20 protein-coding genes are annotated in these 21,764 nt (G+C 72.9%); 11 read left to right on the top strand and 9 right to left on the bottom strand.

Going from position 1 to position 21,764, the window contains the following annotated elements; genetic code table 11:
• Window positions 1-34: 34 nt before the first annotated feature.
• Window positions 35-1,948 (bottom strand): chromosome partitioning protein, encoded by a 1,914-nt coding sequence (locus ACFYPS_RS14315; RefSeq protein WP_387325155.1) that lies wholly within the window; start codon window positions 1,946-1,948, stop codon window positions 35-37.
• Between ACFYPS_RS14315 and ACFYPS_RS14310 the strand changes: the two genes are divergently transcribed.
• On the top strand, window positions 1,866-2,342 hold the full coding sequence (locus ACFYPS_RS14310) for a hypothetical protein (RefSeq protein WP_354966480.1): 477 nt from the start codon (window positions 1,866-1,868) through the stop codon (window positions 2,340-2,342). The two genes, ACFYPS_RS14315 and ACFYPS_RS14310, sit on opposite strands and share 83 nt — an antisense overlap.
• Before the next feature lie 340 nt (window positions 2,343-2,682).
• On the opposite strand, the gene ACFYPS_RS14305 is transcribed toward ACFYPS_RS14310, so the two are convergent.
• Entirely contained in the window at window positions 2,683-3,759 is a 1,077-nt protein-coding gene (locus tag ACFYPS_RS14305; RefSeq protein WP_387324728.1) for a hypothetical protein, read from the bottom strand.
• A gap of 124 nt (window positions 3,760-3,883) precedes the next feature.
• On the opposite strand from ACFYPS_RS14305, the gene ACFYPS_RS14300 reads away from it, so the two are divergent.
• From ACFYPS_RS14300 to ACFYPS_RS14280, 5 genes are all read left to right on the top strand, one after another.
• Window positions 3,884-5,173, top strand: a complete 1,290-nt coding sequence (locus ACFYPS_RS14300; protein ID WP_354966482.1) for an adenylosuccinate synthase — start codon at window positions 3,884-3,886, stop codon at window positions 5,171-5,173.
• A gap of 834 nt (window positions 5,174-6,007) precedes the next feature.
• Window positions 6,008-6,289, top strand: coding sequence for a DUF559 domain-containing protein (locus ACFYPS_RS14295; protein ID WP_354966483.1), 282 nt, complete (start codon window positions 6,008-6,010; stop codon window positions 6,287-6,289).
• Window positions 6,290-6,374: 85 nt separating this feature from the next.
• Window positions 6,375-7,625: a phosphoribosylamine--glycine ligase gene (gene purD, locus ACFYPS_RS14290; RefSeq protein ID WP_354966484.1), complete on the top strand. Its 1,251-nt coding sequence runs from the start codon at window positions 6,375-6,377 to the stop codon at window positions 7,623-7,625.
• A gap of 51 nt (window positions 7,626-7,676) precedes the next feature.
• On the top strand, window positions 7,677-8,207 hold the full coding sequence (locus ACFYPS_RS14285) for a SigE family RNA polymerase sigma factor (RefSeq protein ID WP_387324725.1): 531 nt from the start codon (window positions 7,677-7,679) through the stop codon (window positions 8,205-8,207).
• Between the two features lie 13 nt (window positions 8,208-8,220).
• On the top strand, window positions 8,221-9,045 hold the full coding sequence (locus ACFYPS_RS14280; protein WP_354966485.1) for a hypothetical protein: 825 nt from the start codon (window positions 8,221-8,223) through the stop codon (window positions 9,043-9,045).
• A 6-nt stretch (window positions 9,046-9,051) separates the two neighbouring features.
• Here the strand turns inward: ACFYPS_RS14280 and ACFYPS_RS14275 are convergent, their stop codons facing one another.
• The 3 genes from ACFYPS_RS14275 to ACFYPS_RS14265 all read right to left on the bottom strand — a co-directional run bounded on the left by ACFYPS_RS14275 (window position 9,052) and on the right by ACFYPS_RS14265 (window position 12,391).
• A complete protein-coding gene (locus ACFYPS_RS14275; RefSeq protein ID WP_354966486.1) occupies window positions 9,052-10,614 on the bottom strand; it encodes an AMP-binding protein in 1,563 nt (520 codons plus the stop codon).
• A 108-nt stretch (window positions 10,615-10,722) separates the two neighbouring features.
• Complete coding sequence (locus tag ACFYPS_RS14270) at window positions 10,723-11,937, bottom strand: acyl-CoA dehydrogenase family protein (protein WP_354966487.1); 1,215 nt, start codon at window positions 11,935-11,937, stop codon at window positions 10,723-10,725.
• A 1-nt stretch (window position 11,938) separates the two neighbouring features.
• A complete protein-coding gene (locus tag ACFYPS_RS14265; protein ID WP_354966488.1) occupies window positions 11,939-12,391 on the bottom strand; it encodes an SCP2 sterol-binding domain-containing protein in 453 nt (150 codons plus the stop codon).
• A 69-nt stretch (window positions 12,392-12,460) separates the two neighbouring features.
• On the opposite strand from ACFYPS_RS14265, the gene ACFYPS_RS14260 reads away from it, so the two are divergent.
• A complete protein-coding gene (locus ACFYPS_RS14260; RefSeq protein ID WP_354966489.1) occupies window positions 12,461-13,099 on the top strand; it encodes a TetR/AcrR family transcriptional regulator in 639 nt (212 codons plus the stop codon).
• Window positions 13,100-13,110: 11 nt separating this feature from the next.
• Here the strand turns inward: ACFYPS_RS14260 and ACFYPS_RS14255 are convergent, their stop codons facing one another.
• On the bottom strand, window positions 13,111-13,791 hold the full coding sequence (locus ACFYPS_RS14255) for a DedA family protein (RefSeq protein WP_387324720.1): 681 nt from the start codon (window positions 13,789-13,791) through the stop codon (window positions 13,111-13,113).
• A gap of 134 nt (window positions 13,792-13,925) precedes the next feature.
• On the opposite strand from ACFYPS_RS14255, the gene ACFYPS_RS14250 reads away from it, so the two are divergent.
• Together ACFYPS_RS14250 and ACFYPS_RS14245 are read left to right on the top strand one after the other, a co-directional pair.
• Window positions 13,926-15,071, top strand: coding sequence for a histidine kinase (locus tag ACFYPS_RS14250; RefSeq protein ID WP_354966490.1), 1,146 nt, complete (start codon window positions 13,926-13,928; stop codon window positions 15,069-15,071).
• Window positions 15,068-15,709, top strand: coding sequence for a response regulator transcription factor (locus ACFYPS_RS14245; protein WP_354966491.1), 642 nt, complete (start codon window positions 15,068-15,070; stop codon window positions 15,707-15,709). The genes ACFYPS_RS14250 and ACFYPS_RS14245 overlap by 4 nt, the downstream gene beginning before the upstream one ends.
• Window positions 15,710-15,734: 25 nt before the next feature.
• On the opposite strand, the gene ACFYPS_RS14240 is transcribed toward ACFYPS_RS14245, so the two are convergent.
• The 3 genes from ACFYPS_RS14240 to ACFYPS_RS14230 form a co-directional block, all read right to left on the bottom strand.
• Complete coding sequence (locus ACFYPS_RS14240; RefSeq protein ID WP_354966492.1) at window positions 15,735-16,355, bottom strand: DedA family protein; 621 nt, start codon at window positions 16,353-16,355, stop codon at window positions 15,735-15,737.
• A gap of 229 nt (window positions 16,356-16,584) precedes the next feature.
• Window positions 16,585-17,550 carry a MaoC family dehydratase gene (locus tag ACFYPS_RS14235; RefSeq protein WP_387324717.1) on the bottom strand — a complete coding sequence of 322 codons (966 nt, stop codon included), beginning with the start codon at window positions 17,548-17,550 and terminating at the stop codon, window positions 16,585-16,587.
• The gene (locus tag ACFYPS_RS14230; protein WP_354966493.1) at window positions 17,550-18,914 is read right to left on the bottom strand and encodes a 3-oxoacyl-ACP reductase; all 1,365 of its coding nucleotides are present in this window, start codon (window positions 18,912-18,914) and stop codon (window positions 17,550-17,552) included. The genes ACFYPS_RS14235 and ACFYPS_RS14230 overlap by 1 nt, the downstream gene beginning before the upstream one ends.
• 55 nt (window positions 18,915-18,969) lie before the next feature.
• Here ACFYPS_RS14230 and ACFYPS_RS14225 point away from each other — a divergent pair, with 55 nt between their 5' ends.
• Both ACFYPS_RS14225 and purB read left to right on the top strand, forming a co-directional pair.
• The gene (locus tag ACFYPS_RS14225) at window positions 18,970-20,262 is read left to right on the top strand and encodes an acetyl-CoA C-acetyltransferase (protein WP_387324714.1); all 1,293 of its coding nucleotides are present in this window, start codon (window positions 18,970-18,972) and stop codon (window positions 20,260-20,262) included.
• 57 nt (window positions 20,263-20,319) lie between these two features.
• A complete protein-coding gene (gene purB, locus ACFYPS_RS14220) occupies window positions 20,320-21,744 on the top strand; it encodes an adenylosuccinate lyase (protein WP_354966495.1) in 1,425 nt (474 codons plus the stop codon).
• The last annotated feature ends 20 nt before the right edge of the window (window positions 21,745-21,764 follow it).

Below are 21,764 nucleotides of genomic sequence, written 5' to 3'. Positions count from 1 at the left end.
GGTCCGGCACACGTCCGGGCCGGCCGACGGCGGGCTACAGACCCTCGGCGACCGCGGCGGCGATCTTGAGCCAGGCGTCCCGGGTGGCCGAGGAGAGCCCCCCGTACCGGATCGGCTCGCCGCTGTCGATGAGCCGCTCGTACGGCGCCAGCAGCACCGCCCTGGTCCGGGCCGCGAAGTGCTCCTGGATGGCCGGTAGGTCGATCTCCTTGCGGGACGGTGGCATCGACACCACCGTCACCGCCTGCCGGACCAGCCGTTGCCGGCCGCTCTGCTCGAGGTGGTCGAGCATCCGGGCGGCCGTCTCCGCCGAGTCGTTACGGGCGGACATGGTGACGACCAGTTGGTCGGTGGCGTCCATCGAGGCCTGCCAGTTCTGCGCCCGGACGTTGTTCCCGGTGTCCACGAAGATCAGCTTGTAGAACCGGCTGACCACCTCGCGGATCTCGGCGAACGCGGCCGCGGTGAGCATCTCGCCGCCGGTGGCCGACTCGTCCGAGGCGAGCACGTCGAACATCCCCTCGCCCTGCGAGCGGACGTACTGCGACAGATCGCCGACCCGCCCGTGGGCGCCCTGGAACTGCCCGAGGTCGCGCAGCATGTCGCGCACCGTGCGGGAGTGGAAGTCCTGTTGGGCCCGCATCCCGAGAGTGCCCTGGGTCTCGTTGTTGTCCCAGGCCAGCACGTAGCCGCCGCGCTTCTGGCCGAACGTCATCGCGAGCAGCAGGATGGCCACGGTCTTTCCGGCGCCGCCCTTGGGATTGACCACGGTCACCTGCCGCAGCCCGCCGAAGTTGCGGCGCACCATCTCGATGTCCCGCTTGAGCTCCTGCTCGTGCCGCCCGGGAGCCAGCCGGAGCAGCCCCATCTTGTTGACCACCGCGCGGACGCCCATCGTGGCCACCGGATCGGCCGGCCGTACCTGTCGGCGCCGGGCGAAGTCCTCCGCGGTCGGCGCCGCGGTGGTCTCCGGCTCCCAGGTGGCGTCCGGATAGCCGGTGGCCGGCACCCGGGTCACCCCCGCGGCCTCCTGATACGACTGCGGCTGCGCTGGGGGTGCTCCGGGGGCGCTCTGCTGCCAGGGTGGCGGATACCAGCCCGGCGACGGCGGGAACGGCCCCGGAGGCGGGGCCACCGGGCCAGCCTGCTGCGGCGCCGGGCTGCCGTGCGGCGGCTCGGCGAACTGCGTCGGGCCGGGCGGGGGCGGGATCGGTGCCGGGCCGGCCTGACCGGGGATCGCCGGCGGGTACGCCTGGCCGGGATACGCCTGGCCGGGATACGTCTGGCCGGGATACGTCTGGCCGGGGTGCGTCTGGCCGGGCCCGGCGTTCGGGGCGGCCGGGTGCGGTGGCGGTGGGACGGGAGGCGCGGGGACCGGCGGCGTTCCGGCGGCCGCCTCGTCGTGGGCCGTCCCGGTCGCGCCGGCCGGCCGCTGCGGCGGATACGCCCAGGGCGACTCGGTCGCCGGCCGTGCCGTTCCGGCAGATCCGTCCTCACCGGTGCCGGCCCGGCTCGCCGCCGGCCCAGCCGTGGTGGGGTCCGCGGTCGCGACTTCGTGTGCTGCCGGTGCGACCGGATCCGGGCCGGCGGCGGGCGCGGCGGACGCCGCCGGGCGGTCCAGGGAGAACGGCAGGTCCAGGTCGACGCCACCCGGCACGATCGGCGGGGCCGGGACGGCGACCGGACCCGGATTGTCGGCCCGCCCCGGTGCCGTTCCCGACGCGGAAGGCTCCGACCCGGGCAGAGTGGCTGCCTGCGGCGCGGGACCGGCTGCCTGCGGAGTGGCGCTGGCTGCCTCGAACGTGGGACCGGCCGCCTGCGGCGCGAGGCTGGCTGCCTGTGGCGCGGGGCCGGGTGCCTGCGGCGTGGCGCTGGCCGCCTCGGGCGTGGAGCTGGCTGCCGCGGACGCGTTGCCTGCCGGCCCGGGCGGGCTGTTCGTGGCCGTCAGCGCGGTGCTCGGTGTCGCGGCGCTGGCCGGGCCACCGTTGCCGCCGGGTGTGTCGGTGCTGCTGCTCGCGGGCCTGGTCGAGCCGGTCGCCGAACCGGCGGCCCCGACCACCGCGCCGGTCGCCGGGGCAGGGCTGGTAGCCGGGGCCGGGCTGGTAGCCGGGGTAGGGCCGGTCGATGGGGCTGGGCCGGTCGCCGGGGTGCTGGGCGCGGCACCGGTGGTCGACGGCGTCGGTCGGGCGTCGTCAGCCGTCCCGCCGGGAGCGTCGGGGGTCGGTGGGTCGGCCGGCGGTGGCCAACTCGGCCGGGCCGGGGCCCAGCCCGACGCGCCGCCGGAGGGGCCGGTGACGCCCCAGCCGCCGGGCGCCGGCACGGCACCCGTGAGCGACGGATAGTCGGACGGTGACGGTGGAGTCCGCGCCGCTGCCCCGGGCTGCCCGGGTACCGGAGGACGGCCCATCGGCGGCGCGGCCACAGGTGGCGGCACGGTCGACGGCGGTGCGGCCGACGGCGGGCCACCTCGCTGCTCGGAGATCGACGCCCATGGCGGTGCCGCGGCATCCGCTCCCGGGTCGGCCGGATCCGGTGGCCAGAGTGGTTCGATGTCCCGCTCCGGCACCGGCTGCTGGCCGGGCAGCTGCGCCCGGTCGGCGTTCTCGTCCATTACGGTTCCTCCCCAGTCCTCCTGCGAGGATAGGCCCACCGGCCGACGAGGGTCGGTCGGCGCAGCCGGGGTCAGATCGCCCAGATCGCCCAGGCGCCCGGTTCGATCCACCAGGACCGCTTCCGGGTCAGCTCGCCTTCGACACCGTCGTCGAGGTAGGGCACCTTTCCCTCCCGGGGCAGCACCGACACCGCCCGCCCGCGAGCACGCCGCACCTCCAGGCGTACCCGCTTCCTGCCCAGCGCCGAGCGGCCGACCACCGGCACGGCCACCGCGACCTCGACCTGGCCGTCGGCCGGGTCCGGCGCGGCCAGCAGCGTCACGTCGTCGAGCATCGCGTACCCACCGGCGTTACCGATCGCACAGGCCAGCAACAGTTCGTCACCGTCGGTGAGGACGGTGTCGTCCACCTCGACCCGGGCCCGCCAGTGCAGCGGCCGGCCGGCGTCGTCGGCGGCGCCGAACAGGGCGCCGTCCAGGGTCACCGAGCCGCCGTCGTTTCGCAGCAGATCCAGCCGGCGCGGCGTGCCGTCCAGCACCGCGGCGGCCACCGCAGCGGGGTCGCGGGGCAGCCCGAGCTGCGCGGCCAGGTCCCGGTGGGTGCCGCCGCGCGCCGGGTCGAGCGGGAGTACGGCAACCGGGGGCAGGTCGGGCAGGGTTCGATCAGCGGGCAGGTCCGCCGGGCGGCGGCTCGGCGCTGGCGCGTACCGCCGGACCAGCCGGCGCAGCACTGCGCGCAACTGCCCGTCGCTGGCCGTGGCGACGACCAGCCGGGTCTTGCCGTCCGGGTCCGGCCAGGTGAGGCCGTCCGGGCGCGGCGGACCGTCGAGACGGGACAGCGCCTCGTCGATCTCGGCGTCCGAACGCGCGGTGACCGTCTGCACCCGGGCGCCCCGGGCGGTCAGGGCGTCGGCGCAGGCCAGCACCGGCACCCGGGGCCGCTCGGTGGCGCACCCGTCCGCATCGCCCCGCGCCCCACCGCCGTCACCCGTCGTGTCACCGCCGGTCGTGTCACCGCCGGTCGTGTCACCGCCGGTTACCGGGTCGGTGTCGGCTCCGGTCGCACCGCCGCAGCAGGTCCCGCCGCTGCCGCACCCCCCGGAAGCGTCCCGCTCCGAACCGAGGGTGAGCAGCACCACGTCGTACACCGAAGGAGCCTCCTGCCTCTCGCCGCGACCCCTGCCGGCCGCGCCGTCACTACTTGTTAACCTGACACCCCGGGCTCGCCAACCGGTCGCCACCTGGCACCCGAGCCTTCTGGAGGCGGAAAAGATGCCAGCGATCGTGCTCCTCGGCGCTCAGTGGGGCGACGAGGGCAAGGGCAAGGTTACCGACCTGCTGGGTGAGCGGGTCGACTACGTCGTGCGCTACTCCGGTGGCAACAACGCGGGCCACACGGTGATCACCCCGGACGGCCAGAAGTACGCACTGCACCTGATGCCCTCCGGCGCGCTCTCGCCGAGCGCGATGATCGTCATCGGCAACGGCGTGGTGGTCGACCCGAAGGTGCTGCTCACCGAGATCGACGGGCTGGCCGAGCGGGGCGTGGACGTGTCCCGGTTGCGGATCTCCGGCGACGCGCACCTGATCATGCCGCACCACCGGGCGCTGGACCGGGTGATCGAGCGGTACCTCGGCTCGTCCCGGATCGGCACCACCGGCCGGGGCATCGGCCCGGCGTACGGCGACAAGGTGGCCCGGATCGGCATCCGGCTCCAGGACCTGCTCGACCCGGGCATCCTGCGCAAGAAGCTGGAACTCGCGCTGCGCGAGAAGAACCAGATCCTCTTCAAGGTCTACAACCGCAAGGCGATCGACCTCGAGGCGACCGTCGAGGAGTACCTGGGATACGCGGAGCGGCTCAAGCCGTACATCGCCGAAACCCGGGCGATGCTCTGGGACGCGCTGGACCGGCACGAGACGGTGCTGCTCGAGGGCGCCCAGGCCACCATGCTCGACATGGACCACGGCACGTACCCCTTCGTGACGTCATCCAACCCGACGGCCGGTGGCGCCTGCGTGGGTGCCGGCATCCCGCCGACCGCGATCAGCAAGGTGATCGCGGTGAGCAAGGCGTACACCACCCGGGTCGGCGCGGGCCCGTTCCCGACCGAACTGTTCGACGCCAGCGGCGAGCACCTCCGCAAGATCGGCGCGGAGTACGGCACGACCACCGGGCGGGAACGCCGGTGCGGGTGGTTCGACGCGGTGGTCGCCCGGTACGCCTGCCGCCTCAACGGCGTCACCGACCTGGTCATCACCAAGCTGGACGTGCTCACCGGGCTGCCCAAGGTGCCGATCTGCGTCGGCTACGAGATCAACGGCGTCCGGGTCGACGACATGCCGATGAGCCAGACGGACTTCCACCACGCCACGCCCGTGTACGAGGAGCTCGACGGCTGGTGGGAAGACATCACCAAGGCCCGCACGGCTGACGAACTGCCGGAGAACGCCCGCCGCTACATCGCCCGCGTAGAGGAACTCTGCAACACCAGAGTCAGCGTCGTAGGCGTAGGCCCCGGCCGCGACGAAAACGTCCTCCTCCACCCCCTCCTCCCCTAACCCCACCCCGGGCCCCCGGCCCCCCGGCCTCTCACCCCGCTGATCAAGAGGTTTGCGTCAGGATCCGGCTCCAAACTGACGCGAACCTCTTGGTCAACTGTGTGGGAACTGGTTCTCCACAGGGTTGTGGGGGTTATCCACAGGGGCTTTGGTGGGGTGGGGTGCGTGGGCAGAGTGGGGCGGTGGGACCACACCAGCTTCTTCGCGACGTCGCGGCCGAGCAGGATGGGATGGTCACCCTGGCGCAAGCGTTACGCGCCGGCCTGACCCGGGACCAGGTCCGACAGCTTTGCCGATCCGGCAGGTGGCAACGCCTCGTCCGGAGCTGTTTCGTGCCGACCGCCGAGTTGAGTGACGCGGCATTGCACCGGGCGCGGGTTCGGGCAGCAGTGACAAGCCTTGGCCCAGGTGCCTTCGCTGTCTTCGACACCGCACTGGAGCTGTACGGCATCGCGGGGCTTCGCCGGGCTTCGCAGGTTCACGTCTCGGTTGCGATTGACCGGCCACGATCCCAGCGCGCTTTGGCGCCGTGGCTCGTCGTGCACCAGTTGACCGTCGGTCCCGGCGACATCACCGTGGTCGCGGGTGTCCGTGCCACCTCCCCGCTCCAGAACGTCTCCGACGTCATTCTCCAAGTCGATCGTTACCCAGCGGTCTCCGTCCTCGACTCAGCACTGAACCAGGGCCGGCTCACCTCAGCGCAACTGGCGATGATCCCGAGCCTGATTTGCGGCCGGCGGGGTGCGGTCGCGGCGCGGGTCTGTCTGGCAGAGGCGGACGGGCGGGCGCAGTCGCCGCTGGAGACCCGTACCCGACTCCGCTGCGTCGACGGCAGTGCCGCCCGACGCGTTGCAGCTAGAGATCCGCGACGTCGACGGCTATCTGCTCGGAATCGGCGACCTCGGCTGGCGCGCCCCGCGGGTGATCGCAGAGGCCGACGGCCGGGACGCGCACGCCTCGCCGCAGGCGGCCTTCGCCGACCGCCGCCGTCAGAACCGCCTGGTCAACGCCGGTTGGACCGTCCTCCGCTTCACCTGGTCGGACACCCTCCAGCCGGACTACATCCCCTGGACAGTCCGCCAAGCCCTCGCCGCCGCCCGCTCTCGTCGATCATGAGGTTGGCGGCTCAGTGGATCGCCAATGGGCCCGCCAACCCCATGATCAACGGGGGTGGGGGTGGGGGACAGTAGGATCCTGGGTCGTGCGGGTTCTTCTGGTGGGTGGTGGGGGGCGGGAGCATGCGCTCGCGCTCGGGTTGGCCAACGATTCGGCCGTTACCGCGCTGATCGCGGCGCCGGGCAATCCGGGGATCGCCAGCGTGGCCGAGCTGCGGGCGGTGACTCCGACCGACCCGGCCGCGGTGGCCGCGCTGGCCGTGGAGACCGCGGCGGACCTCGTGGTGATCGGGCCGGAGGCGCCGCTGGTCGCCGGGGTCGCCGACGCGGTACGCGCCAAGGGCATCGCCGTGTTCGGGCCGTCGGCCGAGGCTGCCCGGCTGGAGGGTTCCAAGACGTTCGCCAAGGACGTGATGACCGCCGCCGGTGTCCCGACCGCGCGGGCCTACACCTGCACGGATGACGAGAGCACCGGACGGGCGCTGGACGAGTTCGGCGCGCCGTACGTGGTGAAGGACGACGGGCTCGCCGCCGGTAAGGGCGTGGTGGTCACCGACGACCGGTCCGTCGCGCTGGCGCACGCCCGCGAGTGTGGCCGGGTCGTGGTCGAGGAGTTCCTCGACGGGCCGGAGGTCAGCCTCTTCGTGGTGACCGACGGCGAGGCGGCGCTGCCGCTGCTGCCCGCGCAGGACTTCAAGCGGATCGGCGACGGCGACACCGGCCCGAACACTGGAGGCATGGGCGCGTATGCGCCGCTGCCCTGGGCCTCGCCCGGCCTGGTCGACGAGGTCATGCGCGACGTGGTCCACCCCACCCTGGGCGAGTTGCGCCGCCGCGGCACCCCGTTCGGCGGCCTGCTCTACGTCGGGCTCGCGATGACCGCTGCGGGCCCCCGGGTGATCGAGTTCAACGCCCGGTTCGGCGATCCGGAGACCCAGGTGGTGCTGGCGCTGCTGGAGACGCCGTTGGGCGGGCTGCTGCACGCGGCGGCCACCGGCACGCTGGCCGGGCACCCGCCGCTGCGCTGGCGGTCCGGCGCCGCGGTCACCGTAGTGCTCGCGGCCGAGGGCTATCCGGCCGCGCCGCGTACCGGCGACGTGATCACCGGCGCGGACCGGCCGGGCATCATCCACGCCGGCACCGCCCGCCGAGCCGACGACGGGGCCCTGGTCTCCGCCGGTGGCCGGGTGCTCTGCGGTACGGCCACCGGCACCGACCTGGCCGCCGCACGGGCTGCCGCGTACGCCCTGGTGGACGGGGTGGAATTGGCCGGCTCGCAGCACCGCACCGACATCGCCGCCGCTGCAATCGACGGCCGGATCAGAATTCCCGGCTGATTCGGGCAACCCTCGCCCGTCCCGCCTCCGTTTGAACCGTGAGGCGAGGAGGTGGCTGGATTGCCGGCCGACATCGAGGGTTACCGCGAGCACGTGGGTGCGCGGCTGGAGCCGCTGCGCCGCACCGCGTACCTGCTCTGCGGTGACTGGCACACGGCCGACGACCTCGTGTCGGCGACGCTGGTGAAGCTGCTCCGGCACTGGCGCCGTGTGTCCGGGATGGACAGTCCGGACGCATACGTCCGCCGTACCCTCCTGCGGGTCTGGTTGGACGAGCGGCGCCGGCCCTGGCGGCGGGAGGCCGCCTGGGCGGAGGTGCCGGACCGTCCGGCGACGGGCGGCGGCACCGAGGGCACGGCGGACCGGCTGACCATCCTCGCCCTGCTGGCCGAGCCGCCACCACGCCGGCGCGCGGTCCTCGTGCTGCGCTACTTCTGCGACCTGTCCGTCGAGGAGACCGCGCGCGAACTGGGCTGTACCCCGGGCACCGTCAAGAGCCAGTCGGCGCGGGCGATCGAGGCGCTGCGGGGGCGCCTCGTCGGTGCGTCGGCGCGAGCCGAGGAGGCAGGCACCGATGGATGAACTCTCCGACCAGATGCGCGCGGCGGTGGCGTCGTCGCCGCCCACCGGAATCGACGTCGACCGGCTGATCGCCGACGACCGGCAGCACCGCCGCCACCGTGCTTGGGCGATGGCGGGTACGGGGACGGCGGTTGTCGCGCTCGCGCTGACATCGGCACTGGTGGTCGGGCCGGTTCCGGACACTCTGAAGCTGCCGGGCGGCTCACCGTCCGCCGGCCCGTCGCTCTGTGCGGAATGGAAACGGCCGTCCAATCGGCCCGAACCGCCACTTCAGACGTACGACACGGTGCGCGCCCGCCCGACCGAGCCACCCGACGAGGGCGTGGCCCGGCTGACCGGCGTGCTGCGACGGGCCCTGGAGGAGCACCTGCCGGCCGGGCTGACAATCACCAATCGGCAGCCCACCTGTGACCTGGTCCAGTTCCGCTACTCCCCGAGCACGCCGTCCTACGGGACCAGCCCGGAAGTCAGGAGGGGAGAGCAGGTCGAGGATCTGTCCGTGACGCTGGGCCCGGCGGGTGTCGACGAGCCGCGGGGATGCGATGCCGTGACGGATGGCAGCAGCTGCACGAGCACCCGTCTTGCGGATGGCAGCCTTCTCACTACCAGCACAGCGCTGAATCCGATGCACAAGGGGGTGGACCAGCGTTCGGCGCAGGTGTGGCGAACCGACGGCACCCACGTGTTGGTGAGCACCAGCAACTTCCTGACCATGGTAGAGAACCTCGACAAGAATCCCGACGGTCCCCGCTCGCTGGATCCCGCCCCGCCGCGGTTGATCAGCATGGAGCAGTTGACGGCCATCGCCACCACGCCCGGCCTGACGCTCTATCCCTGACCGGGCTCAGCCGTAGTAGCGGCGCAGTTCGCGGCTGACCACCTTGCCGGTGGCGTTGCGCGGCAGGTACTTCACGAAGATCACGTCACGGGGTACGGAGAAGCGGGCCAGGTAGTGCCGGACATACTCGCGGACCGCCTCGGGGTCGAGCGTCTCGCCGGGGTGCAGGGCGAGGAACGCGGCGAGCCGCTGGCCGTACTCCGGGTCGGGCACTCCGATCACCGCGGCCTCACGAACCTGCGGAAGCCGGGCGAGCAGGTCCTCCACCTCGGACGGGAAGACGTTCTCACCACCGGAGACGATCATGTCGTCCGCGCGGCCGTCGACGAAGAGCAGGCCGTCAGCGTTGACCCGGCCGAGGTCGCCCGTGTCGAGCAGGCCGTCGTGGGTCTCCCGGGTCGCGCCTGACGTGTACCCCTCGAACAGCATCTCGTTGCCGACGAGGATCCGGCCGACCCGGCCGCCGGGCACCGGCTCGCCGTTGTCGTCGAGGATCTCCAACCGGGTGCCGTGCGGGGGTCGGCCGGCGGTGGTGGGTGCCTCCCGCAGGTCGACCGGACCGGCGATGGAGGCCCAGGAGACCTCGGTCGATCCGTACAGGTTGTAGAGCACGTCGCCGTAGGCATCCATGAACGCCGGGGCGAGCCCGCCGGGCAGCGCCGAGCCGCTGACCGCGACCACCTTCAGCGCGGGCCGCGGGTCCGGTGGCGGCACCTCCAGCAGCCGTTGGAGCATCACCGGTACGGCGAAGAGGGCGTCACACCCGTGCGCGGCGAGCGTTGCCAGCGTGGCGGCCGGGTCGAAGCGGCGGTGCAGCACGATGGTGGCCCGCAGCGCGAAGGACACTTGGAGCGCCGCGTACCCCCAGGTGTGGAAGATCGGTGCGGCGATCATGACCGTGTCCCGGGTGTGCAGCGGGATCCGGTCGATGATGGACACCAGCGGGCCGAAGCCGTTCGGGGTGGGCCGGCGGGCGCCCTTGGGCGAGCCGGTGGTGCCGGAGGTCAGCACGATGATCCGGCCGTCCCGCTCCGGTGGGCGCAGCTCGCCCGGCAGTGCCCCGGCGATCAGCTCCGCGTGGGCGCGCTCGTCGACCCGGTGCAGCTCGGCCGGGAGCCCGAGGACCAGCTCGGCGAACTCGTCGTCGTGCACCAGCACCCGCAGTCGTTGCTCCTCGGCGACGGTGGCCAGTTGCGCGGCGGACAGGCCGGTGTTGACCAGGACCGAGTCCACGCCGAGCAGGGTCGCGGCCACGATCGTCTCGATGAGGCCGTGGTGGTTGCGGCAGAGCAGACCGATCCGGTCGCCGGCCTGTACGCCGAGCGCGGCGCGCAGCGCGCGGGCCAGCCGCTCGGCCCGGTCGAGCAGCTCCTGATAGGTCAGCTGGGTGCCGTGCTCGTCGAGCACCGCCGGGCGGCCGGGGTCCCGGGCGGCGGCTTGGCGCAGCTCACCGGCGAGGCTCCAGCCCCAGGTGCGCAGGGCGTTGAGCTGTGCGGCGACGCGGATGGGTCGGCCGGGGGTGAGCAGGCCGCGTCGGGTCAGCGTGGCGACGACGAACGGCAGGTCCATGCCCTTGGGCCTCCTTCAGTGGTGCACGGATGGGCCCCCGGAGGGGCCCATCCTCGGACTCTGCTGTCGATCATGCACCGGATCCGCCGGGCTGCCCAACCGCTGTGATCAGCGGATCTGCATTCCGGAGATCGCCCGGGAGATCACCAACCGCTGGATCTCGGAGGTGCCCTCGAAGATGGTGTAGATCTTCGCGTCCCGGTACCAGCGCTCCACCGGGTGGTCGCGCAGGAAGCCGGCTCCGCCGAGCAACTGCACCGCCTTCTCGGTGACCGACACCGCGACCTCGCCGGCCTTGAGCTTGGACATCGACCCCTCGCCGGCGGTGAACGGGCGGTTGTTGCGGCCCATCCAGGAGGCCCGCCAGACCAGCAGCCGAGCCGCGTCGATCTCCATCCGCATGTCGGCCAGCGCGAACGCGACCGCCTGGTTCTCGATGATCGGCCGTCCGAACTGGACCCGCTCCTTGGCGTACTCCAGGGCGTACTCGTAGGCGGCCCGGGCCACGCCGAGCGCCTGCGCGCCGACGGTGGGTCGGGACAGCTCGAAGGTGCGCATCGCGGCCTGCCCGCTGGCCCGCTGCCCGGAGCGGGCCCGGTCCAGGCGTTCCAGCAGGGCGTCCCGGCCGCCGAGCAGGCAGCGCCCGGGCACGCGTACGTCGTCGAGGAAGACGTCGGCGGTGTGCGACGCGCGCAGCCCCAGCTTGCGCAGCTTGCGGGTGGCGGCCAGGCCGGGGGTGCCCGGCGGTACGACGAACGCCGCTTGGCCCCGGGAGCCGAGCGTGGGGTCGACCGAGGCGGTGACCACGTGCACCCCGGCGATCCCGCCGTTGGTGGCGTACGCCTTCTGCCCGGTCAGCACCCACTCGTCGGTGGCCTCGTCGTAGACCGCCCGGGTGCGCATCGCGCCGACGTCGGAGCCGGCCTCCGGCTCGCTGGTGCAGAACGCGGCGACGGCCGGCGAGTCGACGTCGCCGAAGCACTGTGGCACCCACTCGACCATCTGGTCGGGGGTGCCCGCGCCGTAGATGGCGGCGACGGCGAGCGCGGTGCCGAAGATGCTCAGCCCGATGCCGGCGTCACCCCAGAAGAGTTCCTCGCTGGCGATGGGCAGGGAGAGCCCCGTCGGGTCGGCCCAGCAGGTGGCGAGGAACTCGAAGCCGTAGAGGCCGACCTTGGCGGCTTCCTGGATCACCGGCCACGGGGTGTCCTCCCGCGCGTCCCACTCGGCGGCGGCCGGGCGCACGACCTCGGCGGCGAAGCCGTGCACCCAGTCGCGCAGATCCCGCTGTTCCTCGGTCAGGTCGAGCGAGAACTCGGCCATCTCAGGCCTTGGGGATGTCGAACAGGTTGGCGATGTTGGCGGCCAGACCGAGGTCGCCCTTCGCCTTCAACTTGCCGGTCATGAACATCATCACCGGGTTGGCGCCACCGGAGACGATCTTCAGGAACTCCACCGGGCCCATGGTCAGGCTCAGCTTCGGGTCGTGCTGCGGGGTCTCGTTCACGTCGCACTTGCCGTCCGCGATGACCACCTCGTAGGTGTCGCTGCCGCCGTCCGGGCGACCGGTGATGACCCAGTGGATGACCGCGTTGGTGGAGCCGGCCCGGTCCGCGCGGAACAGCGACGGCATCCGGTCGAACACCTCGCCCAGGACCTTGCCGCGCAGATCACCGGACATCACCTGGGCGATCTTGTCGTCCGGGGTGGACTTGACCAGCTGGGCGAATTCCTTGGGGCCCACGTTGGCGAAGGTGGCCGGGTCGAAGTCAGTCATGAGACGCGCCTTCCGGGAAGATTTGGCTACTCGCGCGTAACCCTACGCACGAGTAGGTATGCTCGCAAGGTGTCCACCGCTCCCGCCTTCAAGCGCCTGCCACGGGCCGTCCGTGAGCAGCAGATGCTCGACGCGGCCGTGAAGGTCTTCTCCCGGCGTGGCTTCCACGCCGCCAGCATGGACGAGATCGCGGAGGACGCCGGCATCTCCAAGCCGATGGTCTACGCGTATCTCGGCACGAAGGAGGAGCTCTTCGTCGCCTGCCTGCACCGGGAGGGCACCCGGATGATGCAGGCCATCGCCGGCGCCGCCGCGCCCGACCTGCCGGCCGACGAACGGCTCTGGCGAGGGTTGCGGGCGTTCTTCGGCTTCGTCGGCGCGTACCGCGACGGCTGGGCCGTGCTCTACCGGCAGGCCCGGGGCGAGCAGCCGTTCGCCGGCGAGCTCACCACCATGCGGGCCCGGCTGGTCGAGGTGGTCGCCGGGATGCTGGACCACGCGCTGCGCGCCGAGGGCCGCGAGGTCACCGCCGTCGACCTGGAGGTCGTCGCGTACGCCCTGGTGGGCGCGACCGAGTCGCTGGCCGACTGGCTCGCCGACCACCCGGAGGCCGACCCGGAGAAGACCGCCACCCGGATGATGAACGTGGCCTGGCTCGGCGCCGGCCAACTCCTGCACGGCGTCACCTGGCGTCCGCCGGCCGACTGACCGCCCGGACATCACCGCACCGGTGTCCGACCCACCGGCTCGGCCGTCTGAGCCGGTCCCGCGGATCGGCGACGGTTGCGGAGCCAGCGGACCACCTCGACGACCAGGGTCACCGTCAGGGCGAGACCCAGACCGAGCAGCAGGCCGCGCACCGGGTCCTGCTCGAAGGCCATCCCGCCGAGGTAGCCGACCAGCGCCGAGTAGAGCCCCCACGAGCCGGCGGCCAGCGCGTCGAAGGCCAGGAAGCGTCGACGGGGGTAGTGGACGGCTCCCATGGTGAGGGTGACCGCGGTTCGACCGCCCGGCACGTAGCGGGCCACGGTGAGGATCAGGCCGCCCCGGTTGGCGATCCCCCGACGGGCCCACTCGATGGCGGCCCGGCGCCGTCCGTCGGACGGCACCCGGTCGATCAGCCGGCCGCCACCGCGCCGACCGATGGCGTACGAGACGTGGTCGCCGACGAGAGCCCCGGCGGCGGCAACCAGGATCACCGCGGGCAGGTATGGCGCGCCGGATGCCGCGAACACCCCGGCGGTGATCACTGCGGTCTCGCTCGGCACCACCGGGAAGAAGCCGTCGAGCACCGCGATCGCGAAGATCGCCAGGTACACCCACGGCGAGGACATTGTCTGGTGCAGCAGGTCGAGCAGGTCCATGATCCCGATGCTGGTGCCGGCGGCGGCCGCCGCCATCGGCCAGTGGTCAGCCGAGCGACACGACTTAGGTAGCGTCCGGCCCGGACGGCGGGTAGGGGTCTTCCCCCACCGCACCCGGGTCTGTCGGGCGCGGACGGCACGATCCGGCAGTGGAGCCCTACGCTCGCTGCGTGGTTTCCCAAGCCGTCGTCCTGCGGTGGGTCGTCGACCGGTACGCCCCGCTGCTGCTCGCCGTCGTGGTCGCCGCCGCCGTATGGGCCAGCGCGACCGGCGCGATCGGGGTCCGCTCGCCGTTGCCGGGGGTCGTCGCACTGCTTGTGGCGCTGGCTTCGGGTTGGGCGGTCGGCCTGGTTCGGACCCGCCGTTGGCCACTGTTCCTGGCCGCCGCGGTCAGCTGGCTGGTGCTCGCCGCCGCGGCACCCGGAGTGGTCGCCTCGTACCAGGCGGGCCTGCGGCTGCGTGGCCGCCGGCTCACCAGGTACCTCGTCGGGGTCGCCCTGGTGCTGACCGGTGGCGTGCTGGTCGGGCTGGCAGTGGGCGGTGTGCGTCGACTCACCACCGCCACCTTCGGCAACGTGCTGCTGCTGACCGCCTGCCTGGTGGGGCTTCCCCTGGTCGTCGGCCTCTGGGTGCGGGCCCGTCGGGACACGCTCGCCGCCCTGCGAGACCGAACCGAGCGGCTTGAACGCGAACAGGAGGCCCGCGCCGACCGGGTCCGCGCCGAGGAGCGGACCCGGATCGCCCGGGAGATGCACGACGTGGTGGCGCACCGGGTGTCGCTGATGGTGGTGCACGCCGGGGCGCTGGAGGTGACCGCCACCCACCCCGAGACCGTCGAGGCCGCCGCGCTGATCCGCGAGACGGGTCGGCAGGCGCTCACCGACCTGCGCGAGGTGCTGGGCGTGCTGCGACAGGCCACCCCGGTGCCCGAGCTGGCACTCGACGCGCTGGACGAACTGATCGGGGAGTCCCGCGCCGCCGGGCTGCGGGTGTCCCGGCGGGACGAGGGCGTGGCGACGACGCTGCCGGCAACTGTGGGACGCACCGCGTACCGGGTGGTGCGGGAGGCGCTGACCAACGTGCGCAAGCACGCCGCCGACGCCGAGACGACGGTCTGCCTGCGCTACCTGCCGGGCGGGTTGGAGGTGGCGGTCCGCAACGGCCCGTCCACGGGCGGGCGGGCCCTGCCCGGTGCCAGCCACGGGTTGCTCGGGCTGCGCGAGAGGGTGGAGCTGCTCGGCGGCCGCCTGGAGGCGGCGCCCGTGGAAGGTGGGTTCCTGGTCCGTGCCCTGCTCCCGGTGGCGGGTGCGGCGTGATCCGGGTGGTGGTGGTCGACGACGAGCAACTGGTCCGCACCGGGCTGCGGCTCATTCTGGAGGCGGCGCCGGACATCGTGGTGGTGGGCGAGGCGGCGGACGGTGCCGGCGCGCTGGAGCAGGCCCACCGGTTACGCCCCGACGTGATGCTGCTCGACGTGCGGATGCCGGGCATCGACGGGCTGACCGCCGCGCCCGAGGTGGTCGCCGCCGGCCCCAAGGTAGTCATGTTGACCACCTTCGACCTCGACGAGTACGTGCACCGGGCGTTGCGGGCCGGAGCGGTGGGCTTCCTGCTCAAGGACACCCCTCCCCGGGAGCTGGCCGCAGCCGTCCGCACGGTGGCGGCCGGGAACGCGATGCTCGCCCCGACGGTGACCCGGCGACTGATCAGCTCGTTCGCCGAGCGTGGTCCCGCCCGTCGGGACGCGGCCCGCCAGCGGCTCACCCGGCTCACCGACCGCGAGCTGGACATCGTCCGGGAGGTGGCGCGCGGGCGCGGCAACGCGGAGATCGCCCGGCGGCTCACGATGAGCGAGGCCACTGTGAAGGCGCACGTCAGTCGGGCGCTGGCGAAGCTCCAGGCGGACAACCGGGTGCAGCTGGCGATCCTGGTGCACGACGCGGACCTGCTGTGAGCGGTGGCAGCCCACCCCGGCCCGGTCACTGGCGGGGGGTGGGGTGGCGACGCGCCCGGCGGCGTAGCCAGCGGATCAACTCCAGCAGGAACGTGATCGCCACCGAGAGGCCGATCCCGGCGAGGATTCCCTTGATGGGGTGGCGCTCGAAGACCAGTCCACCGAAGTAGCCGAGCAGACCGCAGTACAGCGCCCAGGTGATCGCCGCGATCGTGTCGTAGAGCAGGAACGTCCGGCGGGGATACCGCACCGCGCCCATGGTCAGGGTGACCGCCGTCCGGCCACCCGGCACGTACCGGGAGGTGGTCAGGATCACCCCGCCGCGCCGGTCCACCGCGCGTCGGGCCCACTTGGTGCTTGCCTGCCGGCGGCTGCCGGCGGGAAACCGGGCGAGCCGGTGCGCGCCGCCGCCCCGCCCGACGGCATACGAGATGTGGTCACCCACGAGCGCACCGAGGGCGGCGCTGATGATCACCAGGGCCAGGTTGGGGTGGCCGCCGTTGGCGGCGAGCACTGCTGCGGTGATCACCGCCGCCTCGCCCGGCACCGCGGGGAAGAACGCGTCGACCGCGGTGAGCCCGAAGATCAGCAGGTACACCCAGGGTGAGGTGACCAGCTGTCGGAGCAGGTCGAGCGCGGAATCCATGCCTTCATGCTCGCCGGGTGCGACCCGGCGGGGTGGCCGAGTCGCCGGATCACCCGAGTGTGGCCACGAGCGTCAGACCGAGCGGGCCAGAGCCGGTGGGGCGAGCAGTGGGACGTGCGGGGTCTTGTCGCCAGCGGTGGGACCGTCCGAGGTCAGTACCACCGGCTGCGGGGGTCGGCCAGCGGCAGGGTCGGGTCCTGCCAAGCCCGAATCCGACTCGGCGGGGGCGTCAGCTCACGAGACCCGCCAGATGTGGTCGACCGCGCGAGTCGTGCAGGGCGAACCCGCCGTCCGGTAGCAGGGCGAAGCTCGCCGTGCTCGGTAGCGGTACAGGCAACTTGAAGGCGACCTCGACGGTGTAGGCGTCCGGCAACCGGTTCTCCAGTGCGGCCAGGCAGCGCGCCTTGCTCCACATGCCGTGCGCGATCGGTCGGCGGAAGCCGAACAGCCGCGCCCCGAGCAGGGAGGTGTGGATCGGGTTGTGGTCCCCGGAGACGCGCGCGTACCGCGTGCCGACGCGGGGCTCCACCCGCCAGCGGGCCGTGGCGACCGGCGCCTCGGGGCGTCCGCTCTGGTGGCGCCGCTCACCGCCTCCGGGCTTGCGCTCCCGACCGAGGTACGTCGACACGCCGCGCCAGACCTCCTCCCCGTCGACCGAGCCGACCAGCACCACGTCCACCTGCCGCCCCCGGTCGTGCGGGCGCAGGTCCTGGGCGTACGTCGTGAAGTCGAGGGTCTCGTCGGCGGTGATCGGGCGGCGCACGGTGATCCGGTTGCCCACGTGCACCACGCCGGTCAGCGGAATGGGGAACTCCGGCGCGGTCATCAGCCGCAGGGCCAGCGGGAAGCCCATGACGTGCGGGAACGTCGCGGGCAGCCGGTCGGTGAGCCGAAACCCGCAGACCCGGTCGTAGTCGGCCAGGTGCGCCCGGTCGACGGTGACCCCGCTCGCGGCCAACTCGACCGCCGGCAGGCCGGGCCCGCGCCGCCCGCCGCCGAGGCCGGGCAGCGCGCCGAGCAACGCCCGCCGGTAGAGCGCCCCGGCTTCCGGCATCCGGGGCAGTTCGACCCGGGTACGGCCGCCCGACTCCGGCAAGCCTGCCGCGGCCAGCGTCTCCGCCGACAGCGCCTCCGTCGGGCCGTCGATCAGCTCGTGCAGGGAGACGTCGTCGTCCGGCTTCCTCCGCGCGCCCATCACGCCCCCAGCAGGCTCTGGCCGCAGACCCGGACCACGTTGCCGCTGACCGCGCCGCTGGCCGGCCAGGCGAGCCAGCCGATCGTCTCGGCCACGTCGACCGGCAGCCCGCCCTGGGCCAGGCTGTTCATCCGCCGACCCGCCTCGCGGACCACCAGCGGGATGCGCGCGGTCAGCCGGGTCTCGATGAAGCCGGGGGCCACCGCGTTGACGCTGATCCCCCGGTCGTGCAGGGCCGGGGAGAGCGAGTCGACCAGACCGATCACGCCGGCCTTGCTGGTGGCGTAGTTGGTCTGCCCCCGGTTGCCGGCGATCCCGGCGATCGAGGAGACCGACACGATCCGCCCGCCGGCGGGGATGAGCTTCCGCTCCAGCAGCACGTCGTTGATCCGCTCCTGGCTGGAGAGGTTGACGTCGATCACCTGGTCCCACCGGTCGGCGTCCATCCGGCCGAGCGTCTTGTCGCGGGTGATGCCGGCGTTGTGCACCACCACGTCGACCCGGCCGTGCCGGCTGGCCAGGTGGTCGGCGAGCCGGGTCGGCGCGTCCGGCGCGGTCAGGTCGAGCTGGACGGCGGTGCCGCCGATGTCGTTCGCCACCGCCGCGAGGGCGTCCCCGGCGGCGGGAATGTCCAGCGCCACCACTTGGGCGCCGTCGCGGGCCAGCACCCGGGCCAGCGCGGCACCGATACCCCGGGCGGCGCCGGTGACCAGCACGACCTGCCCGTCCAGCGGGCGGTCCCAGTCGGCCGGCGCGCTCGCGGTGCCGGTGCCGACCCTGATCACCTGCCCCGAGACGTACGCGGACCGGCCGGACAGAAGAAATCGGAGCGTGGACTCCAGACTGACCTGGGTGGCCGCGTCGGCGTTCTTCGTGACGTACACCAGTTGGGCGGTGACGCCCCGGCCGAACTCCTTGCCGATGCTGCGGACCAGCCCCTCCAGGGCCCGCTGGGCGGTCGCCGCACGGGGCGTCGGGCACTCCCGCGGCGGGGTGCCCAGCACGATCACCCGACCGCTGGGCAGCACGGCCCGGGCCTGCGGGTGGAAGAAGTCGTAGAGCTGGCGCAGGTCGGTCGAGTCGGTGATTCCGGTCGCGTCGAAGAGCAGTGCGCCGTACCGCTGCGGGGTGTCGGTGTGGGTCGCGGCGGCCGGGTCGGCCAGCTCGACCCCGGCGGTGGTCAGGATCCTGGCGACCGGCTCGGCGAGCCGGCCGCCGGTGGCCGCGCCGAGCAGCGCCGGCCCGGGCAGCAGCGGGTCGCCGGGGTGGTGTCGGCGCAGTCGCGGCGGGTCGGGCAGCCCCAGGCGCTTGACCAGCGTGCGACCGGCGGCCGATTGGACGAAGCTCGCGTACCTGTCGGTCATGGGCGTAGCCTACTGGCGAGTAGGGTTCGAGCAACACATGTCGAGGAGGCGGATCGTGCAGAGCATCCGGCGGGTCGCGGTCATCGGGGGCAACCGAATCCCCTTCGCCCGTTCCAACTCCCGCTACGCGGAAGCGTCCAACGCGGACCTGCTCGGCGCGGCGCTGGACGGTTTGATCGCCCGGTACGGGCTGGCCGGGCAGCGGGTCGGCGAGGTGGTGGCCGGGGCGGTGCTCAAGCACTCCCGTGACTTCAACCTGACCCGGGAGGTCGTGCTCGGGTCCCGGCTCGATCCGCACACCCCGGCGTACGACATCCAGCAGGCCTGCGGCACCGGCCTGGAGGCGGCCATCCTGGTCGCCAACAAGATCGCCCTCGGGCAGCTGGACGTGGGCATCGCCGGTGGCGTCGACACCACCTCCGACGCGCCCCTGGCGGTCAACGAGGAGATGCGCCGGACCCTGCTCAAGCTCAACTCCGCCCGCACCCTGGGCGAACGGCTCAAGATCGCCGCGAAGCTGCGCCCGCTCCAGCCGTTCAAGCCGGAGATCCCGCGCAACGCCGAGCCGCGTACCGGGCTGTCCATGGGAGACCACGCCGCCCGCACCGCGCTGGGCTGGCAGATCGACCGGCGCTCCCAGGACGAGCTGGCGCTGCGCTCGCACCAGCGGCTGGCCGCCGCGTACGACCGGGGTTTCTTCGACGACCTGATGACGCCGTACTTGGGCCTCACCCGCGACCAGAACCTCCGCCCCGACACCAGCCTGGACAAGCTGGGCACGCTCAAGCCGGTCTTCGGCACCCGTGGCCCGGACGCCGAGCAGGCCACCATGACCGCCGGCAACTCCTCGCCGCTCACCGACGGCGCGTCCACGGTGCTGCTGGCCAGCGAGGACTGGGCGAAGGCGCACAACCTGCCGGTGCTGGCCTGGTTCAGCTGGTCGGAGGCGGCGGCGGTGGACTTCGTGCACGGTGACGAGGGGCTGCTGATGGCCCCCGCGTACGCGGTGCCCCGGATGCTGGCCCGGGCCGGGCTGACGCTCCAGGACTTCGACTACTACGAGATCCACGAGGCGTTCGCCTCGCAGGTGCTGGCCACCCTCGCCGCCTGGGAGTCGCCGGAGTTCTGCAAGGACCGGCTCGGCCTGGACGCCCCGCTCGGCGCCATCGACCGGGACCGGGTGAACGTCAACGGCTCCTCCCTGGCCGCCGGGCACCCGTTCACCGCCACCGGCGGGCGGATCGTGGCGACCCTCGCCAAGCTGCTGGCCGAGAAGGGCAGCGGACGCGGGCTGATCTCAATCTGTGCCGCCGGAGGTCAGGGCGTGACGGCCATCCTCGAACGCTGAGCGGGCATCCTCGGCCCGGTCCGGGTGCTGGCCGGCACGTGCGGGACAATGAGGTACGTGACGACGATCCCCAACGTGCTCGCCAACCGGTACGCCTCGCCCGAGTTGGTCGCCCTCTGGTCACCGGAGGAGAAGGTCCGGATGGAGCGGCGGCTCTGGCTGGCCGTGCTCCGCGCGCAGCGCGATCTCGGTGTGGCCGTGCCGGACGGCGTGGTCGAGGCGTACGAGCGGGTGCTCGACCAGGTGGACCTCGCCTCCATCGCGGAGCGGGAGCGGGTCACCCGGCACGACGTGAAGGCACGGATCGAGGAGTTCAGCGCGCTCGCCGGGTTCGAGCACGTGCACAAGGGGATGACCTCCCGGGACCTCACCGAGAACGTCGAGCAGCTCCAGGTGCGCGCCTCGCTGGAGCTGATCCGGGATCGTGTGGTGGCCACCCTGGCCCGGCTCGCCTGGCTCGCCCACGAGCACACCGAGCTGGTGATGACCGGCCGTTCACACAACGTGGCGGCGCAGGCCACCACGCTGGGCAAGCGCTTCGCGTCGGCGGCAGAGGAGCTGCTCATCGCGTACGAGCGGCTGGAGGAACTGATCGCCCGCTACCCGCTGCGCGGGATCAAGGGGCCGGTCGGCACAGCCGCCGACCAGCTCGACCTCTTCGACGGCGACGCCGACAAGGTGGCCGAGCTGGAGCGCCGGGTCGCCGAGCATCTGGGCTTCTCCCGGGTGCTGGACAGCGTCGGGCAGGTCTACCCACGATCGCTGGACTTCGACGTGCTGGCCGCGCTGGCGCAGACCGCCGCCGCGCCGTCGTCGCTGGCCACCACGATCCGGCTGATGGTCGGCCAGGAGCTGGTCACCGAGGGCTTCAAGCCGGGTCAGGTCGGCTCCAGCGCGATGCCGCACAAGATGAACACCCGCTCGTCCGAGCGGGTCAACGGCTTCGCCGTGATCATCCGGGGCTACCTGTCGATGGTCGGCGAGCTGGCCGGTGACCAGTGGAACGAGGGGGACGTGTCCTGCTCGGTGGTCCGCCGGGTCGCCCTGCCGGACGCTTTCTTCGCCGCCGACGGGCTGTTCCAGACCTTCCTCACCGTGCTCGACGAGTTCGGCGCGTACCCCGCCGTGATCAACCGGGAGCTGGAGCGGTTCCTGCCCTTCCTGGCCACCACGAAGATCCTGGTGGCGGCGGTCCGACGCGGCGTCGGCCGGGAGGTCGCGCACGAGGTGATCAAGGAGCACGCGGTCGCGGTGGCGCTGGCCATGCGCGAGAAGGGCTCGCCGGAGAACGACCTGTTCGACCGGCTCGCGGCGGACGGCCGACTCAACCTGTCCCGCGCCGACGTCGACACCCTGGTCGCCGACCGCACCGCCTTCGTCGGCGCCGCCTCCGCCCAGGTGGCAGCGGTAACCCGCCGCATCACCGAGGTGGTCACGGCCCACCCCGAAGCCGCCACCTACTCCCCGCCCCCCATCCTCTAACCCCCTGGACCCTTCACTGG

Source organism: Micromonospora sp. NPDC005087 (assembly GCF_042872965.1).
Classification (GTDB): Bacteria; Actinomycetota; Actinomycetes; order Mycobacteriales; family Micromonosporaceae; genus Micromonospora.
Note: the sequence above shows the minus strand (reverse complement) of the source record. Positions and strands in the feature narration are given on the sequence as shown.